Source organism: Uliginosibacterium sp. 31-16, assembly GCF_030730865.1.
GTDB lineage: Bacteria > Pseudomonadota > Gammaproteobacteria > Burkholderiales > Rhodocyclaceae > Uliginosibacterium.
Genome location: NZ_JAVALZ010000001.1, coordinates 143,568 through 160,390 on the forward strand (window position 1 = coordinate 143,568; position 16,823 = coordinate 160,390).

The window sequence follows — 16,823 nt, forward strand, 5'->3', positions numbered from 1 at the left end:
CAAGGGTTTCATGCTGGCAAATGGCAAGCCGCCAAACCACCGCACTCATGGGCAAGCGACCGGAGACCACGTCACAGACAGTCCGCTTTACCAATTCCCGCAACGGGAAATTCTGCTGAGCTTCCTGCTGGCTGTCGCCGTATTCCTCTCCTGCGAGCTGATCACGCCAGGAGTTTGCACACCCTATCTGCGGCGCCCGCAGCAGGCTGCGCGGGCGCACAGCTGCTCGACCACCACATCCATGAGTCCCCGGGCACGCCGGGGGGAATTTGCTTGAGTCTTTCAGATCTTGAAGCGCCCCACCTGTCGATTCAGGTTGAGTGCAACACGTTCGATGCTCGAAGCAGAGTCTGCAACGATGGAAATTGTCGAACTGGTTTGTTCGGCCATCTGAGAAACTTCCTCGACCTTCATCGCGATGCTGTTGCTGGCCACGCCTTGTTCCCGCGTAGCGGAAGCTACATCACGCAGATTGCTCAAGCTGGACTCCGAGCCAGAATTGATGTCGGACAAGGTAACGGCGACGGCACGGATCAATTGAACCCCCGCATCGACCTGCGGCCTGATCTCTTTCATTACGACCACGACCGATCGGGTGTCATCCTGTACGGCAGTCAGCATTTTCTCGATACTCACGGTGGCATTGGCGGTTCGCTCGGCCAGCTTGCGCACTTCATCGGCAACCACCGCAAAGCCGCGTCCCTGTTCGCCTGCCCGGGCGGCTTCAATGGCCGCATTCAGGGCCAGCAGGTTAGTCTGTCCGGCAATTTCCTTGATCTCGGATGCAATGCCGGAAATCTCCCGGGCCTTGCCATCCAGTTGGCGAATCTGCTCGCCTGCCAATCCAACGCTGCTGGAAATGCTCTCCATCGACTCGGTCGTTTCGCCCACTTTTGTCACACCTGCGCGTGCCTGGGAGGCAGCCTGCTGCGAAGCAGCTTCGGCAACGCCCGAGCTGCTGGCAATGATGTTGATGCTGACAGTCAGCTCCTCCATGGCCGCAGCCATGGAGGCGGTGGCATCGGCCTGGCGAACGGAAGCGGTAGCAATTTCCTGACTGGAGCGCGCCAGTTGTACCGAACTGTCGCCAAGCGTGTTGGCATCACGCACGATCTCACCGATCATCTCGCGCAAGCGTGCCACCATCAGCCCCAGCGAGGCGAGCATGCTGCCTGCAGGGGCTGAAGCCAGCTGGACCTTCATGTCCCCCTCGGCGACCCGGTTCATGATCTCGATGCCGAAAGCCGGCTCGCCACCCAACTGCCCCAGTATGCTTTTTCTGGCCAGAATCGCGACCGCCAGCATCAGCAACGACACACCGACAGTCAGCGCACCAATGATCAGGGCAAGCTGCCAGAACGCAGCATCCAGATCGTCGATATACACCCCGGAGCCAATAACCCAGTTCCAGGGAGCAAAACCCTTGACGTAGGAGAGTTTGGGGAAAAGTGTTTCGGTCACGCCGCCCCCTTGCTTGGGCTTGGGCCACTCATAAGTCACGAAGCCATCGCCATGCTTGCTGACCGTCTGAACGGCGCTGACAAACAGATTCTTGTTATCCAGACGTTCCTGACCACTGCCATCACGCGCATAAAGGCTGGTGGCTTTGTTGAAAGAGTCCTTGTCGAGACGGGTCCCATCCAGCGCAGGCACCGTCGGGTGCATGACCATGCTGGGGACGGGTAGGCCCATGTCATTGATCCAGAGATATTCCGTCCCGGCGTAGCGCATGGCCTTCAGATCCTGTCGCGCACTTTCCTGCGCAAGCTCATGGCTCAAGGTCCCTGCAGACTCAAGCTTCTGGTAACGCTCGACAACCGAGTGCGCCAGTTCCACCACCGCGATCAGTTGCTGTTGCTTGTCTTGCCTGAGTTTGTACTCAACCAGTTTCAAGGACAGGAAACCGAAGAGCATGAAACACAGCAGGGCGGCCACCGGTGCGAGCAACAAACGGAACCGGAGTGATCGGCCGGACAGCAGCGTATCAAGCATGGAGCATCCCTTTCGTGACAGGAGGTAGCGACGGCTTAGGCGGGAATACCCTCAACCGGAGAGCAGGATATTCAGATGCACCTCTGTCATCCGCTTGTTCCGGTCACACAGGCCCAGAAAATCTCTTAACGGGTTACGACACAGCGAACTTGAACGACCCTTGCTGCGAATGCGCAGGGGGCACGGACCAGGTCCGCAGGCATTCGACAGAAATCGCCGGAGCCACCCACTGCGCATCGAGGTCCCCGGCGGTGAGTTCATCGGTGCGCACCAGCCCTGCACAGCAGCTACCGGAAAAACATACGCCCCGAAACTGTGCCCTTCCCCACAAAAGGCCCTGTCGCCAAGCCGACATCGGCACCTGACAAATCGACACAAACCTTGATACAAGCGGGCTGCACGCGCCCGGCACGGCATTTGCACAGAGGAAGACAAACAGATCATCGGGAGCCAGACATGACCATTCCCCACCTCGGCACGCCGGTCAGCGCCAGCGGCTGCAGCGCCGGCAGTTGCGGCTCGAAATCCGCACAGATGGACGCCCTGTCGGCCGACACGCTGAAGAAGGTGCAGGATCATCCCTGCTACTCGGAAGAGGCTCACCACCACTTCGCGCGCATGCACGTGGCCGTCGCCCCTGCCTGCAACATCCAGTGCAATTACTGCAACCGCAAGTACGACTGCAGCAATGAATCCCGCCCCGGCGTGGTCTCCGAGGTGCTGACGCCAAAGCAGGCGGTGAAGAAGACACTGGCCGTGGCCGCCGCGATTCCGCAGATGAGCGTACTGGGCATCGCCGGGCCGGGCGATGCGCTGGCGAATCCGGAGCGCACTTTCAGCGTATTCCGCGAGCTGCAGCAACGCGCACCGGACATCAAGCTGTGCCTGTCCACCAACGGTCTGATGCTGCCTGAGTACGTGGCGCAGATCGCCGCCGCGAATGTGGATCACGTCACCATCACCATCAACTGCATCGACCCGGATGTAGGTGCGCAGATCTATCCGTGGATCTTCTGGAATCACCGCCGCGTGATGGGCCGCGAGGCCGCCGAAATCCTCATCGCCCAGCAGCAGAAGGGCCTGGAGATGCTGGTGGCGCGCGGCATTCTGGTGAAGGTCAATTCGGTGATGATCCCCGGCATCAACGACGCGCATCTGCAGGAAGTCTCGCGTGTCGTGCGTGCCAAGGGCGCCTTCCTGCACAACGTGATGCCACTGATCTCTGAAGCCGAACACGGCACCCACTTCGGCCTGACCGGCCAGCGCGGGCCTACACCGGAAGAGCTGCAGACCCTGCAGGATGCCTGCGCGGGCGACATGAACATGATGCGCCATTGCCGCCAGTGCCGCGCCGATGCGGTCGGCATGCTCGGTGAAGACCGCGGCGCGGATTTCACCATGGACAAGGTGGAGGCCATGGAAATCGACGCGCAGTTCGAACAGGCAGCCATGCAGCGCCGCCTCGCCCTGCGGGAAGCCATCAACGCCGAGCTGGAAGCCAAACGCAACGCCCGGCATGCCGCACCTGTACTGCAATTCCATGCGCCCAAACGCGGTCGCCCGGTGCACATGGCGGTGGCCAGCAGTGGTGGCGGCCTGATCAACCAGCACTTCGGTCACGCGAAGGAATTCCTGATCTACGAGGCCAGCAGTGCCGGCGTGCGCTTCCTTGGCCCCCGCAAAGCCGCGCAGTACTGCGGCGGCGAGAGCGATTGCGGCGAGGCCGAAAACACGCTGGCCCGCACCATCGCCGTCCTCGCCGATTGCGAAGTGGTGCTGTGCTCGCGCATCGGTTTCGAGCCCTGGGGCAAGCTGGAGTCCGCCGGCATCATGCCCAACGGCGAGCACGCCATGGAGCCGATCGAAGAGGCTGTCACGGCAGTCTGGAGCGAGATGCTCAAGGCCGGCAAGCTCGATGTGGCGGCGTTTGAGGATCAGAAGAGGGCTTGAATACCGTAGGGTGCGCAATGCGCACCCTACGTCTTTCCAAAGGAACGGGGGAAAAGATGGCCCTGGAAATCGTTGAAGGTTGTGTAAATTGCTGGGCCTGCCTGCCCTTGTGCCCGAACGAGGCCATCGTCGAAGCCCACCCGCATTTCCTGATCGAGCCCTCGCTGTGCAGCGAGTGTGTGGAAGCTTTCGCCACCCCGCAGTGCGCCGCCATCTGCCCGGTGGAAGGGGTGATCATCGATGAACTGGGCCAGGCCCTGAACCCGCCGGGCTCGCTCGGTGGCATCATCGCCGGCCTGCCCGCCCCGGCCGCAAACCCGCAGGTGGGAGCCTGACATGAGCGTCATTCATTTCTGGCAGAAACCCGGCTGCTCCACCAATGCCAGCCAGATGGCGGCCCTGCGCCGGGCAGGGCACGAGGTGATTCCCCACGACCTGCTCAGCGAGGCGTGGACGCCGCAACGCCTGCTCGATTTCTTCATCGATCTGCCCATCGAAGGCTGGTTCAATCCGAACGCGCCGAAAATCAAATCCGGCGAAGTCGTGCCGGGCATGTTCGACACCAGCTCGGCACTCAAAGCGCTGATCGCCGATCCCTTGCTGATCCGCCGTCCGCTGATCGAGATCGGCAAACTTCGCCTGGCCGGATTCGACCCCGCACATCTGGCCCTGGCACAACCCGCCCCGGACGAAAGCTGCTCCGGCAGCCCGGACGCGTGCCAACACTGAGCCCGCCCAGCATGCTCTCCAGCCTGTCACTCCTGCAAAGCATGGCGCTGAGCCTGCGCGGCGTGAGCAGCAATCCTGCCCGTCTGCGGCTGCGCAGCCATGCACGCGGCGCCATGCTCGGGCTGGCGCTGGGTGATGCGCTGGGTGCCACGGTGGAATTCCTGACCCCGCGCGAGATCCGCAAGCAGTATGGCCGACACGACCGCATCCGTGGCGGTGGCTGGCTGCGCCTGCCGCCGGGGCAGGTCACCGACGACACCACCATGGCGTTTGCCCTGGCAGAAGCCTGGCTGCTGAACCGCCATGCCCCCTCTGACGAAGACTACGCCAGGGCCTTCGACACCTGGATGCGCGGCAAACCCGTGGATATCGGCAACACCGTGCGCCGCGGCATCGTGCGCTTTCGCAACACGGGCCAAGCCTGCATGCCTCTCTCGGAAGACGCCGGCAACGGCGCCTGCATGCGCTGTGCACCGACCGCCCTCGTCCTGCTCGGCGCGCCCTCCGACACCATCGCCCGCGCCACGCTCTCACAGGCCCGTGTCACCCATCACCATCCCCTCACCGACGCCGCCACCCTCACCGTCGTCAACATGGTGCAGGCCGGCATCCTCGGCAGTGCCGCCGGCGCAGGCTTGCGCACCGTAATGGCCCAGGCCAACCTGCTGGCACGCGAATTCCCCCTCTTCCGTTTCCGTGGCAAAGCCGCCGAGAATCCAAGCGGCTACATCGTCGACACGATGCGCGTGGTGCTGCAAGCCATCGATCTGAACGACAACTTCGAGTCAGCCCTGATTCAGGTCGTTAATTGCGGCGGCGACGCCGACACCACCGGCGCGATTGCCGGCATGGTGATGGGTGCGCTGCACGGCGAAGCCGGCCTGCCCGAACGCTGGCTGCGCGACCTGAACCGGGACGCCTGGCGGCGCTGCATCGATTACGCGGACGGCCTGATCGAGCGCTCGCCAGCCTGGCAGCGCCTCTGACCAGACCAGTCTAGAACCCGCCCCCAGCCTTGATCTGCCGGCACACACCGCGCCAATCCGCATGCAGCAAGCCTATGCAGCCTTGCATGCTCGAAAGGCAGGCCAGAAGCGGCTGTACAGCCTCCCCCGGGCCGTGCCCAAGACCCCCTGTCAGCCCGCCAGGCTTTTCGCCACGCGGTACCAGTAGTGATACGCGTAGCGATAGCCCAGGCTTTCATAGAGACGAACCGCTGCGGTATTCGCCCCGACGACCTGCAGATAGGCTTCCGAGGCGCCCTGAGTCCTGGCCCAATCCAGCAGACCACGGCACAACTCTCGCGCAAGCCCTCGCCCGCGATGCGTGGCACGCGTCGCGATGTCGAACAGCCCCACGCGCCCGTCAACCACCACCGCCAAACCACAGCACACGGGGATATCGCCCTCATGGCTCACCGCATAGGCACACGGATGCTGGATGCTGCGCAGGATCTCGAGATGCACGTCCTGCCCCGCTACTGGCTTGCCGGAGACCGCCTGAAACAGATCCAGCCATGCCGCCGCATCGTGCATGAAGCGCAATGCCGGCGACGGTGCTGCGGCGTCCAGCGATGCCGTCATGACCAGCGAGAGATCGAAAAAACGGTAGCCGCGCGCGATCAGGAGTTCGTCCGTGCTTGCGAACACGGGGTCGGAGACGAGACGAAAGATGGGCGGCAGGCCGCGCGCTTCGAAGCGCGCCTCGATCGCCGCAATATCCGCCTCTGTCAGCGGCTGCGCCGTGGCGCCTGCGTTCACAGAATTCGCCCGCTTGGTGTAGCCCTTGGCGAAACGCAACAGCCAGCCGGCCCGGGTTTCCTCCTCCAGCGCCGGCCACGACGCCAAGGCCGCGCATTCAATTGACTTGATTTTCATGCGTACAGGTTAAACAAATAGCGCCGAGCCGGGTAGCTACGGCAATTGGCGGGTTTGGCGCAGGCTGGAGCGCCGACGCCGCCATTTCGATCATTGCATGCGAAGCGCTTGACACCGCCCCCTGCGACAGCGCCGTACGCACAGCCCGGAAACGCCCGCCCCGCGCCGCGCTGCGGGCAGGCACTCCGCACAGGCAGGCTGGGCGCGGCTCAGCAAGGGAAGCCTCCTCCATCAGCCTCGCCCTGCCAGCGGGCAAACCATTCGGTCAGCGGGCGTACCTCGCCCATGCCGGCCAGCTCGCGCTCCACTGCCTCGTGATTGCCCCACACCACCGTGGCATGCAGCCCTGCCGCCACCTGCGCCTCGATCTCGCTGCAGTACAGGCCGCCATCGCGCCGCGCGTAGAAGCCGTAGCTGCGGCACACGACTGGCCGCTGCAGATACACCGGACAGGCATTCGTCGCCTCATCCAGCATCGGGCACGTCAGTGGCCGCGTCGTCTGCTGCGCCAGCGCCTGCATGCGCTGCGCGATCAAGGCCAGATGCTCAGTCGACAAGGCCGCCAGCCCCTCGTGCAACAGCGCCCACTCAGCTTCCGTCAGCTGCGGCACTTCGGCCAGACGCCGGCAGCAGTTCGCGCAACCCTTCGCACACAGCCAATCCGGCGCCTCCGCGCGGATCGCGACGACGCGCTGGTCGATGGAGAGGTGAAGATCAGTCAGGGACATGGCACGAGGATACGGCGATTGGCAGGTTTGGCGTAGGGCGGAGTGCCAACTCCGCCACTTCGATCACCACATGCGGTGCGGTTGGCACCGCACCCTACGACTGCGCCGTACTCGATATTTCGACCTACAACTCGGAGCGCACTCCTAGTTACGGCCTTCTTTATTACGCCGTACGCGGTGCATCCGGACTTGCTACGAAACACACCAAAGATCATCCTGCTGCGCTTCAAATTCGCGGGTCAATAACTTCGCTGCTTCACCTAGAGGAAACTGATTAACCTCCAGGGCTAATCGAGTTGCCGCGATCAAGACCTTATGCGTAATCAAATTGAATTGATCAACCCACTGAGGAAGCAGCGATTTCTCCATTGAACCGCGAAGACCTATTTCACCGGTTAGCGAATACATCTCGGTAACTACCGGATATGCGCCGTGAACAAAATTCGAAAAAAGGTCGTTTCGGAACAAACCAGTTTGTTGCAACGTATGAGTGTCGCCAACGCCATATTTTTGGAACGTTCTCCCCGCTGCCGCGTACATTTTCTTTCGGCCAACCCCATGTTCTCTTTTGTTTAGTTCTCTGCCTTTCGATTGCTCCGTGCTGACTTCTTGGTAGAAATCTTTTAGAAAACACCGAGCAGCGGTGATGTCGCTCTCAGTTGATGCGTCGAGAACAAAACTGATCTCGTCACAAAAGTCGATAATGGTTCGGCAAAGCACTCCGGCTTCCTGAAAGTAGGAGTTTTTAATGAAAAGCTTCATTGCATTCAGCCCACTGATCACTCGTGCCAGCTTCAAATAGCAAGCCAGCACCGAGTTCTTCGACTCGTGATCAAACTTAACGCCCCCATCAAACGTAACAAGCTTGGGCTTTTCGACATAGGACGTAATCCTCTTAAAAAGTCCTTCTGTCTCACGCACATAGGAATCCAGAATTTCTAACGATTCTTCGCAGGTTTTCATTTTTATCCCTTCACACAAACCACCTGCCTCAAGGTATGCACCTCGTACGGCGCAGTCCGCATACTCCGGCTACCTTCGTAGGGCATCAATTAGCAAGTAGCCCAAATGCTGCATGGCGGAATACGGATGGACGTCACAAGCAAGCCCCGAATTGCCAGCCTGCGGCCTTCATCTGGGCTACGCCCTCCCGACAACCCACCTACTTTATTTCAACCTCATACCACAACGTCCGCCACGCCTCACCAATCTCCAGCGTGGCGCGCTCGCTGCCGCCTACCTTGATTTCCTCGCGCCGGTTGCCGCGTTCGTCCAGCGCCCAGGCGCGCACGCGGCGGGCCTCGACGGGTAGCGTGACGCGCGCAGCGAGGCCTTCGACCACGGTCGGCGCGCTGCCGAAATTGCGACCGACAGTCGTTTTCTTGTCGTCCAGCCAGCGCTGGCCGCTGTTCTCGACCTGCCCCAGCGCGCTGATCAGCACCTTGCCCGGCGAGGCGAAATCACGACCTTCGATCAGCGTGGCCATGAGCACGCCCCAGTCGTTGCGCGCGCCAAGCAGTTCGAGTTCCACGCCGTGTGCATCAAAGGGCTGGCCCAGCCGCGCGCCGATGAGGCCCTTGCTGCGCGGGCTGTCGATGATGACAGTCTTGCCGCCGATGCCCGCCAGCCCCCAGAGCAGTTCGCCGGTTTCGCTCCGTACCGGCAAAGGCAGGGGCGCAGCAGCAGGCGTGGAAATGTTCACCGCGCCTTGCAGGACGGCATTGCGCGGCGCGCCGAGGCTGTCGGCACCAGGCATCTTGTAGCTGGCACGCAGCGCATCGATCCACGCCTGTTGGGCGGGCTGCGCCTGCGTCAGCGCCTGGGCGGCACGGATGTCGCCGCGTCGGAAGAGTGCGGCGGCGCTGAGAAAGCTCGTCATCTTGACCGGGTTGGCGTGGCTGTCGAAGAAGCGGTCGATCATGCCGCTGTCCCATTTCTGATCGTGCGCGCCGAAGCTGTACAGAAAAATCCCGTCCCAGTCCTGCAGCGCGCCGTAGGCGGCGACCAGTGGCAGCGCCTCACCCTGGAAGTGGCTGGGCGCAGAGTGGTTGTATTCGGTGACGATGAAGGGCTTGCCGGGCACGCGGCGCAGGGCCAGATCGGCCAGCGTGCCGGCGCCGTCCACGCCCGCCATGGGCGTGTTGGCGATCTTCCAGTTGTCGATGTCCCAGGGCTTGCCGGGGAAGTTCGGATGCTGCCAGTAGGCATGGCCATCGACCACGTCCAGCGCGGCCTGAATCGGTGCGGGGCTGTAGCTGACCTGGGTGCCGACGATGAGCGGCTTCGCGCCTAGCTCTTCACGTAGCCATGCCTGAAAGCCGCGCCAGTAGCCGCTCTCCACGTCCCACAAGAATTGAATCCAGTCCTGCTGACCAGCACGAGTGCGGCTCATCAGATCGCCGCTGCCGATGATGTCGACCGTGCCGGCTTCCAGCGATTCGCCCGGCTTGAGGCCCAGCACGCCACCGGGACGCAGGCTGGCGGTCGCGATCTGCAATTGCCCGGTGAGCTGACCGAGCCCACCGAGGGTGAGGCGCGCCACCTCGTCGCCCTGAGTGGGCGCGAAGCTGATGCGGAAATCCTGCCAGCCCGTGCCGACCTCGATGGTCTGCGCCCACAGATGTTGCCAAGGAGCGTGCGCCTGCATGACTTGCAAGGCCAGCCTAGTTGGCTTGTCTGCACGCAGGCGCAGCGTCAGCGTGTAAGGCTGATCGGCCTTGAAGGCGAGGCGGTTCTGGTGGAGCTGGGTGTGCCAGTTCTCGCGGCTGGGCGCGGTCATGGCCAGATCGAGCACGCCGTCGGGCGTTGTGCTCAGGCGGGCTTTGGCGGACTCCACCAGTTGCAGGTTCCAGCCCGCCTCACCGCCTTTCACGTTCGGCGTGGCGGTGAGCATCTCGGCACCCAGCGCCTCTTCACGCAGCCCCCAGGCGGCGCGCAGCGCGGAGGTATCCGGATACTTCGCACGCAGCCAGCTTTGCCACTGGCGCTGCAGCTCGCCGCGATAGGGCTCGGTGATGCCGTTGAGGCCGCCGGTGCGCCACTCGCGCAGCAGCCCGTTCTCGTTGTTGATCTCGATGAGCGCCACCGCCGGCTCTTCGATGTAGCGATTGCCGGTCCAGGGGTTACGGTGCAGCAGCAGATCGCGGGCAAACTCGCGCTGCATGGCGATCATCGGCGGGTAGAAATTGTCCACGCCCTTCCAGTATTTCGGCGTGTCTTCGCCCCAGTCCTTGAAGCCTGGATACTTGCGGCCTACGTGCAGGTTCAGGTCGCTGTAGATGCCTTCGCGCTTGAGGGCGGCGATGAAGTAGTCCAGCCGCTCCAGCATGTCCGCATCCAGCGTGCGCATGTCTTTCTGCAGCAGCCCGCGTGGAACAGGCTGGGAATCCATGTGATGGAAGCGCACGATGTTGATGCCAAACCGCGCCATGCGCGCGGCGAGCCTGTCTGCCGTGGCGTGATCCGGCGCCACTGAGCCAAAGACGATGTTCACCCCGAGCAGGCGCAGGCGTTCGTCTCCTGCGTAGAGGTGGCCGTTTTCGACGCGCGCGAAGCCATGCCTGCCAGCCGGCCTGTGGTTCCAGTCCGTCAGGTTGGTAGCATTGGCGCTCGCATCATCCCAGGGCATGCCCCAGGGAAAGAGCTCACCGGCCATCGCAGCCGGAGCTGGCAGGCCCAGCGCCACCAGCATCAACAAGAAAACCATTCCGTAACGCGACATCGGGCTGACTCCTCGTGCATGACCTTCCTCGCGGAAGGGCTTCCGGGCTTACAAACACTTACAACTGCGCTGTCACCGCAAATGTCCTGCCCCGCGTTATTCGCTACGGAGGACACAATTTTGCATTACGGAGAATATCCATGAAAGCCATACGCGTTCTTTTCGTCACCCTGCTGGCAAGCACTGGTCTGATGCTCTCGACGGCCAGTCAGGCCGAAACCATCTTTGAGCGTTTCGCCCCTCCGCTGCTGCCCATTCCGGTGCCTGTGCCAGTGCCCGGCCATGTGCGCGGACCGGACGTACGGATTTCCACGCCTCCCGTCACTGTCTGGTACGACGATGACTACCGTGATGACCGTCGCGACTACCGGCGTGACTATCGCAGGGACTACCGACGCGACTACCGCCATGATTACCGGCATGACCATCGCGACTATCGCCGCGACTACCGGCATCACGATCACGGACATCGCTACTGAACCGCACCGCCTTTCCGGCGGCTCCCCCCATAACAATCCAGGAGACTCCCTGTGAAAACCAACCGACTGATCCTTGCTCTGCTCCTGTCAGGCGCCGGCCTGCTCGGCTCCGCAGTCAGCCAGGCCGAAGTGAACATCGACATCCGCCTGCCCGGCGTTTCCATCGACCTCTTCCCCGCCCCGCCACCGCCACGCGTGGAAGTCATGCCCCGCCCGCGCCGTGGGCATGTCTGGCACCCCGGCTACTGGCGCTGGGATGGTCACCGACACATCTGGGTCGGTGGCGTCTGGCTGAAGGAGCGCCCCGGCTATGTGTGGATTCCCGAGCGCTGGGAACCACGCGGCAGCGGCTGGTATTTTGCCCCCGGCCGCTGGGATCACCGCCCTGATCACTGGCGCGAGGAACAGCGCCGCGAACATGAGCGCTGGAACGAATGGCGCCGCGAAGACATGCGCCGTGAAGCCGATTGGCGCAGGGATAATGCCCGGCGTGAAATGGAACAGCGCGAACGTGAACGAGACAGGCGTGAAGCAGACCGGCGTGATCGCGAACAGGATCGTCGCGAAGCAGATCGCCGGAGTCGCGAACGCCAGGAAGAACAACGCAACGACCAGCGCCACGAAGAGCAGCGGCGCGGCCCGGATCGTCCGGACAATCGCGGCGGCAACGACCGGCACGATGATGGCCGTGGCGACCACGGCGACCGCGGCCACCGCCGCTGATCGAGCACCTGCCCGGAGAGCCGCACCTGACGTGCCTCTACGGGCACCCCCTCTGAAAAACAAGGCGGGATGCGGCTCTTCAGCCACCCTTTACACCATACACCCCACCGATCACCAGATATTCGCCCTCGCCCTGCAGCCTGCCGGGCAGCACTTCGGCGCAGCAGATGATCTTGGCCAGCGGTACCTCGGTTGCAATCACCCGGTCGCCGAACTCTCCCGCCCGCTCCGCATCGCCGGAAAATGAATTCACGTTATTGAGCAGCACCAGCGTCTCGCCATCTTTCTGGCCCAGGAATTCGTGCGCTTCCCAGCGGTTCACGCCGCGATACAGACGGAAGTGCGACAGGCCCGGATGACAGCGCGCCAGTTCCAGCTGCGTCCAGGTGTAGACAAGGTCAAGCTGGGATTCGAGCGCATTGGTGTTGTACAGGCCAGTCGCACGCTGCTCCAGATACAGGTTGTAAGCCTCGCCCGAGAAATCACGGATCGGCGCGCGATGGTGGCGTGGCAACAGGCCGAATCGGGATTCAGCCCAGGCCTTTAGCACCGCCCCTTCGACACTGTCGGCATTGAAATGCCAGCCGCGGATCAGCTTCAGATAATTGAGCTTGCCACGGTTCTTCGGCATGTCAGGCGCAAAGCCGGCGTCTTCAAGCGAATCCAGCCTGAAACACATCGACATGTAATCGTAGAAGAGCTGCACACGCTCCTCTGCAGTGTCCCGCAGATGCAGCATGCGGAAGAAATCGCGATGCAGCTCCGCCACCCCGTCAATCACCAGCGGAGCGGGATTTTTCTGAAAGGTGTGACTGCCCAGAATCACCGCCGGCAAGTTGCAACGGTTGATCGAAATCCGCGCCCAGGTCGGCAAGGTCGGATTGTCATGAGCGCCTTTCCCGCTGGCGCCATCTGCTTCAGGCGCTGCTCCGCGGGGATCAGCAACATCCCGGGGCGGGGCGGCATTTTTCTCGCACGCATTGTCATCATTCCGACATTGAGCAACGTCTTTGTCCCACGCCGCACTGCCGCAAGAGTCGGTCATTTTTACAGTACTTCCTGCCGGACAAGGCTCAAAGGGTATTTGCGAGACGCTGGAACAGGCGTTCGACATGCGTTGCAAGTCGTCAGAACCCGTACAGCTCCATAGCACGCAACACACATGCCTGAACCGGATCACGGCCTCCAGGCTGGAACCGCCCGGCAGAGCGGCAAGTCAGCCCAAAACCGGATACGCGCCTCGTCCCAGCAAAAAAGCGCGAGCAGCATCGCTCGCGCCTTGACTGGAATTCGCAGCCTTTGAACTTCCGCCTCAATTCAGCGAAGGCAGCAGTACCCGGTAAATGTGGACGAACCCTGGGCCCATCAAAACCAGCAACAGCGACGGGAAAATGCAGAAGATCAGAGGAAAGAGCAGCTTCAGTGCGATCTTCGCAGCGGCTTCTTCAGCTCTCTGGCGGCGCTTGGTGCGCAGCATCTGGGAATGGATACGCAGCGTCGACGCGATGCTGGTGCCAAACCGGTCGGCCTGAATGAGCATGCTCACCAGACCGTCGATTTCCTCCACACCGGTACGCGAAGCCAGATTGCGCAAGGCACGTTCACGATCACTACCGGCACGCAATTCAAGCCCGACCAGGCGCAATTCCTCGCTGAGCACCTCGCTCTTCTGCTCCATATCCACGGCAACACGGCTCAAGGCCGCATCGACGCCAAGCCCGGCCTCCACACACACGGTCATCAGATCCAATGCATCCGGGAAACTCTCGAAAATCTCCCGCTGACGCGTAGCGACCATGTGCGAAAGCACTGCATTCGGCAGGTAGTAACCGATGGTGGCCACCAGCAACAGGAATAGCAGCAAGGGGGTCATCGGGAACGCGCGCGAGCCCATTGAAATCAGCAGATACGCAATCAGGGGGAACGCCAGCGCCAGCAAGGTCTTGGCACTGAAGAACACGATTGGCGCAGAGGGGCTGCGAATGCCCGCATTGAGAAAGCGCGTGCGAATGCCTGATTTTTCCCAGCCTTCATCGGGCACAGAAAGCTTGCTCAAGGGCATGAACACCTTGGCAAGGCGCTCGTGCCAGTCATGTTTCTGTGGCTTTTTCAGCTCATCGTGAGCGAACGGATGAGCTCCCACCATTCGCAGGCGTTTGCGCGTCTCACTGGGTGAAAGCCTGCCCAGGAAAAAAGTGACCACACCGAATACGGCGACGAAAACCAGCGCCAGAAAAGTCATTTGTACGAGAGTCATGATGCAAATCTCCTACTGGCCGGGCGGTAAAGAACCCGCACGGCGATCAAACATGTATCTTGATGATTCGGGTCATCCACCAGATACCGAATGCCATCAAACACAGCGCACCGTAGACAAGCTTTATGCCAAAGGGGTCAGTCCAGAGAACTTTCAGGAACCCCGGGTTGGCCAACTGGATCATGACGCCCGCAGCAAACGGCAATATCGAGAGAATCCACGCCGACATCCGGCCTTCCGCAGACAGGGTACGGACCTCCCCCATCAGAACGAGACGCTGACGCACGATCGAAGAAATGTTGTCCAGCAGCTCGGCAAGATTACCGCCCGTCTCGCGCTGGATCAGGATGGCCACGACCAGATAACGCAGATCTCCGGTCGGCAGACGTGTCAGCAAGTTGAGCATGGCATCATGGACAGACACACCATAGTTGACCTCATCGAACAGCACCTTGAATTCACCACCCAGCGGGTCGCGCATCTCTTCACCCACCATCTGCAAGGCCGCCGGCAGGGCATGGCCTGCCCGGAGCGCACGCGACATCAGGTCAATCGCATCGGGCAGTTGCTGTTCAACCATCGCCAGACGCCTTGAGCGAGCGTGCAGGACGTGAAACAAGGGCAACGCAGCCAGCACCAGACCAATCAGGAAGGCGAAAACAAGATTGTGAAGACTCAGCAGGATCGACACAAATCCGAGAACAAACAGCATGCTGGTGATGCCCACAAATTCGCCGACCGAAAGATTCAAGCCAGACTGCACCAACGCGCGGTCGATGCTATGAATCCGGGGCAACAGAATCAGGAAGCTATCCAGCCCGCTCGACTCGCTCAAGGCACGCTGCTTGAGGATGGACAACTGGCTTTGCCCATGCGCTCCTGCCGAAGCCGCTCGCAGACGACGTGAAATACGCTGAGCCTCCGGACCACGGGTCGTGTTCCACCACATGAAAGCGCTTTCCAGTCCCAGCGCCACCGCGACAAATATCGCAACACCAAACATCAGGAAGACTGTATCGACCATCATCTCTACTCCTGAAAAAACTATGCATAGCGTCGTGCAGGGTCAAACAGCGAATCTGCCAGGTTGATACCGAAGGTCCGCAGACGCTCGCCGAACTTCGGTCTGACCCCGGTAGCAGAAAAATAGCCCTGCACCACTCCGGATTCGGACACCCCGGTTTGCCTGAAACTGAAAATCTCCTGCATGGTGATGACATCCCCCTCCATGCCGGTCACCTCCTGCAGCCCGATCACTTTGCGCTTGCCATCGCTCAGGCGAGCGACCTGGATCACCACATTGATGGCCGACGCGATCTGCGCGCGCATGATCCTCGGGGTAACCGACATCCCCGCCATCCCAAGCATGTTTTCAAGGCGCAGCAAACCGTCACGCGGAGAGTTGGCGTGAACCGTACTCATGGAGCCTTCATGGCCGGTATTCATCGCCTGCAGCATGTCAAAAGCTTCCGCACCACGAACCTCTCCCAGAATGATCCGGTCGGGGCGCATCCGCAGCGCATTGCGCACCAGAGCACGCTGGGGGACTTCTCCCTTGCCCTCGATGTTTGCCGGACGGGTTTCAAGGCGCACCACATGCGGTTGCTGCAGTTGCAACTCGGCGGCATCCTCAATGGTGATGATCCGTTCGGCGAGGGGAATATAACCAGACAGGATATTGAGCAGCGTCGTTTTGCCGCTCCCCGTTCCGCCGGAGATCAAGATGTTGATCTTGGCGCGTGTCAGACTCGCCAGAAGCTCGGCCATCTCCGGAATCAATGAGTTGAACTCGACCAGGTTATCCATGGTCAGCGGCACGGTGGAGAACCGCCGGATCGACAACACCGGTCCGTCCAGTGACAAAGGTGGAATGATGGCGTTGACACGTGACCCATCCTGCAGACGCGCGTCCACCATCGGACTCGACTCATCGATGCGCCGGCCAACGCGCGAGACAATCTTGTCGATGATCTTCATCAGGTGCGCATCGTTGACGAAGCTCACCTCGGTACGCTCGATGCAGCCACCGCGTTCGACATAGACCTGGCGGTAATTGTTGACCAGGATGTCAGACACCGAAGCGTCAGCGAGCAAGGGCTCAAGCGGCCCCAGTCCCATCATCTCGTACTGCATGTCCCGGACCAGACTGCGCCGCTCCGCTTCATTGATGACGATGTTTTCTTCCTGAAGAATCGTCTCGACAAGGCTGCGCAGCTCAACAAGAAGATGGTCAGGCGTCATCTTTTCAAGCGCTTCCAGATCAATCCGATCCAGAAGCGTCTTGTGCATGTGGCTCTTCAGGTCCTGATAGGCCTGGGTGCTGCGCGCAACAGGTGGGCGCGGAGAGCTCGCTTCGGCAGATATTGG

15 protein-coding genes are annotated in these 16,823 nt (G+C 61.5%); 6 read left to right on the forward strand and 9 right to left on the reverse strand.

All coding sequences use genetic code 11. The features are described from left to right. Positions 1-282: 282 nt before the first annotated feature. A complete protein-coding gene (locus tag Q9Q94_RS00670; protein WP_305978092.1) occupies positions 283-1,992 on the reverse strand; it encodes a methyl-accepting chemotaxis protein in 1,710 nt (569 codons plus the stop codon). A gap of 456 nt (positions 1,993-2,448) precedes the next feature. Here Q9Q94_RS00670 and nifB point away from each other — a divergent pair, with 456 nt between their 5' ends. The 4 genes from nifB to draG are packed head-to-tail and all read left to right on the forward strand — an operon-like array spanning position 2,449 to position 5,657. Continuing rightward, a complete protein-coding gene (gene nifB, locus Q9Q94_RS00675; protein ID WP_305978093.1) occupies positions 2,449-3,942 on the forward strand; it encodes a nitrogenase cofactor biosynthesis protein NifB in 1,494 nt (497 codons plus the stop codon). A 56-nt stretch (positions 3,943-3,998) separates the two neighbouring features. Then, complete coding sequence (locus tag Q9Q94_RS00680; protein ID WP_305978094.1) at positions 3,999-4,277, forward strand: ferredoxin; 279 nt, start codon at positions 3,999-4,001, stop codon at positions 4,275-4,277. Between the two features lies 1 nt (position 4,278). Then, positions 4,279-4,671, forward strand: coding sequence for an ArsC/Spx/MgsR family protein (locus Q9Q94_RS00685; RefSeq protein WP_305978095.1), 393 nt, complete (start codon positions 4,279-4,281; stop codon positions 4,669-4,671). After that, on the forward strand, positions 4,659-5,657 hold the full coding sequence (gene draG / locus Q9Q94_RS00690; protein ID WP_305978096.1) for an ADP-ribosyl-[dinitrogen reductase] hydrolase: 999 nt from the start codon (positions 4,659-4,661) through the stop codon (positions 5,655-5,657). Before Q9Q94_RS00685 ends, draG begins: the two co-directional genes overlap by 13 nt. Positions 5,658-5,807: 150 nt before the next feature. Here the strand turns inward: draG and Q9Q94_RS00695 are convergent, their stop codons facing one another. The 4 genes from Q9Q94_RS00695 to Q9Q94_RS00710 all read right to left on the reverse strand — a co-directional run bounded on the left by Q9Q94_RS00695 (position 5,808) and on the right by Q9Q94_RS00710 (position 10,997). Continuing rightward, a complete protein-coding gene (locus Q9Q94_RS00695) occupies positions 5,808-6,548 on the reverse strand; it encodes a GNAT family N-acetyltransferase (protein WP_305978097.1) in 741 nt (246 codons plus the stop codon). A gap of 209 nt (positions 6,549-6,757) precedes the next feature. After that, positions 6,758-7,276 carry a YkgJ family cysteine cluster protein gene (locus tag Q9Q94_RS00700; RefSeq protein WP_305978098.1) on the reverse strand — a complete coding sequence of 173 codons (519 nt, stop codon included), beginning with the start codon at positions 7,274-7,276 and terminating at the stop codon, positions 6,758-6,760. A 192-nt stretch (positions 7,277-7,468) separates the two neighbouring features. After that, a complete protein-coding gene (locus Q9Q94_RS00705; RefSeq protein WP_305978099.1) occupies positions 7,469-8,239 on the reverse strand; it encodes a hypothetical protein in 771 nt (256 codons plus the stop codon). A 199-nt stretch (positions 8,240-8,438) separates the two neighbouring features. After that, positions 8,439-10,997: a carbohydrate binding domain-containing protein gene (locus Q9Q94_RS00710; RefSeq protein WP_305978100.1), complete on the reverse strand. Its 2,559-nt coding sequence runs from the start codon at positions 10,995-10,997 to the stop codon at positions 8,439-8,441. 140 nt (positions 10,998-11,137) lie between these two features. Between Q9Q94_RS00710 and Q9Q94_RS00715 the strand changes: the two genes are divergently transcribed. Together Q9Q94_RS00715 and Q9Q94_RS00720 are read left to right on the forward strand one after the other, a co-directional pair. After that, positions 11,138-11,476 (forward strand): hypothetical protein, encoded by a 339-nt coding sequence (locus Q9Q94_RS00715; protein WP_305978101.1) that lies wholly within the window; start codon positions 11,138-11,140, stop codon positions 11,474-11,476. Between the two features lie 51 nt (positions 11,477-11,527). Further along, positions 11,528-12,199 carry a hypothetical protein gene (locus Q9Q94_RS00720; protein WP_305978102.1) on the forward strand — a complete coding sequence of 224 codons (672 nt, stop codon included), beginning with the start codon at positions 11,528-11,530 and terminating at the stop codon, positions 12,197-12,199. 79 nt (positions 12,200-12,278) lie between these two features. On the opposite strand, the gene Q9Q94_RS00725 is transcribed toward Q9Q94_RS00720, so the two are convergent. The 4 genes from Q9Q94_RS00725 to Q9Q94_RS00740 all read right to left on the reverse strand — a co-directional run bounded on the left by Q9Q94_RS00725 (position 12,279) and on the right by Q9Q94_RS00740 (position 16,745). Next, complete coding sequence (locus tag Q9Q94_RS00725; RefSeq protein WP_305978103.1) at positions 12,279-13,244, reverse strand: NAD(+)--dinitrogen-reductase ADP-D-ribosyltransferase; 966 nt, start codon at positions 13,242-13,244, stop codon at positions 12,279-12,281. A 267-nt stretch (positions 13,245-13,511) separates the two neighbouring features. Next, on the reverse strand, positions 13,512-14,456 hold the full coding sequence (locus Q9Q94_RS00730) for a type II secretion system F family protein (RefSeq protein WP_305978104.1): 945 nt from the start codon (positions 14,454-14,456) through the stop codon (positions 13,512-13,514). Positions 14,457-14,502: 46 nt separating this feature from the next. Beyond that, positions 14,503-15,483, reverse strand: a complete 981-nt coding sequence (locus Q9Q94_RS00735) for a type II secretion system F family protein (RefSeq protein ID WP_305978105.1) — start codon at positions 15,481-15,483, stop codon at positions 14,503-14,505. Positions 15,484-15,500: 17 nt separating this feature from the next. Continuing rightward, positions 15,501-16,745 (reverse strand): CpaF family protein, encoded by a 1,245-nt coding sequence (locus Q9Q94_RS00740; protein ID WP_305978106.1) that lies wholly within the window; start codon positions 16,743-16,745, stop codon positions 15,501-15,503. Between the last annotated feature and the right edge of the window lie 78 nt (positions 16,746-16,823).

Coding starts and splice junctions, on each gene's coding strand:
- Q9Q94_RS00670 (WP_305978092.1), bottom strand. CDS start 1,992: ATGCTTGATACGCTGCTGTCCGGCCGATCACTCCGGTTCCGTTTGTTG.
- nifB (WP_305978093.1), top strand. CDS start 2,449: ATGACCATTCCCCACCTCGGCACGCCGGTCAGCGCCAGCGGCTGCAGC.
- Q9Q94_RS00680 (WP_305978094.1), top strand. CDS start 3,999: ATGGCCCTGGAAATCGTTGAAGGTTGTGTAAATTGCTGGGCCTGCCTG.
- Q9Q94_RS00685 (WP_305978095.1), top strand. CDS start 4,279: ATGAGCGTCATTCATTTCTGGCAGAAACCCGGCTGCTCCACCAATGCC.
- Q9Q94_RS00695 (WP_305978097.1), bottom strand. CDS start 6,548: ATGAAAATCAAGTCAATTGAATGCGCGGCCTTGGCGTCGTGGCCGGCG.
- Q9Q94_RS00700 (WP_305978098.1), bottom strand. CDS start 7,276: ATGTCCCTGACTGATCTTCACCTCTCCATCGACCAGCGCGTCGTCGCG.
- Q9Q94_RS00705 (WP_305978099.1), bottom strand. CDS start 8,239: ATGAAAACCTGCGAAGAATCGTTAGAAATTCTGGATTCCTATGTGCGT.
- Q9Q94_RS00710 (WP_305978100.1), bottom strand. CDS start 10,997: ATGTCGCGTTACGGAATGGTTTTCTTGTTGATGCTGGTGGCGCTGGGC.
- Q9Q94_RS00715 (WP_305978101.1), top strand. CDS start 11,138: ATGAAAGCCATACGCGTTCTTTTCGTCACCCTGCTGGCAAGCACTGGT.
- Q9Q94_RS00725 (WP_305978103.1), bottom strand. CDS start 13,244: ATGACCGACTCTTGCGGCAGTGCGGCGTGGGACAAAGACGTTGCTCAA.
- Q9Q94_RS00730 (WP_305978104.1), bottom strand. CDS start 14,456: ATGACTCTCGTACAAATGACTTTTCTGGCGCTGGTTTTCGTCGCCGTA.
- Q9Q94_RS00735 (WP_305978105.1), bottom strand. CDS start 15,483: ATGATGGTCGATACAGTCTTCCTGATGTTTGGTGTTGCGATATTTGTC.
- Q9Q94_RS00740 (WP_305978106.1), bottom strand. CDS start 16,745: ATGCACAAGACGCTTCTGGATCGGATTGATCTGGAAGCGCTTGAAAAG.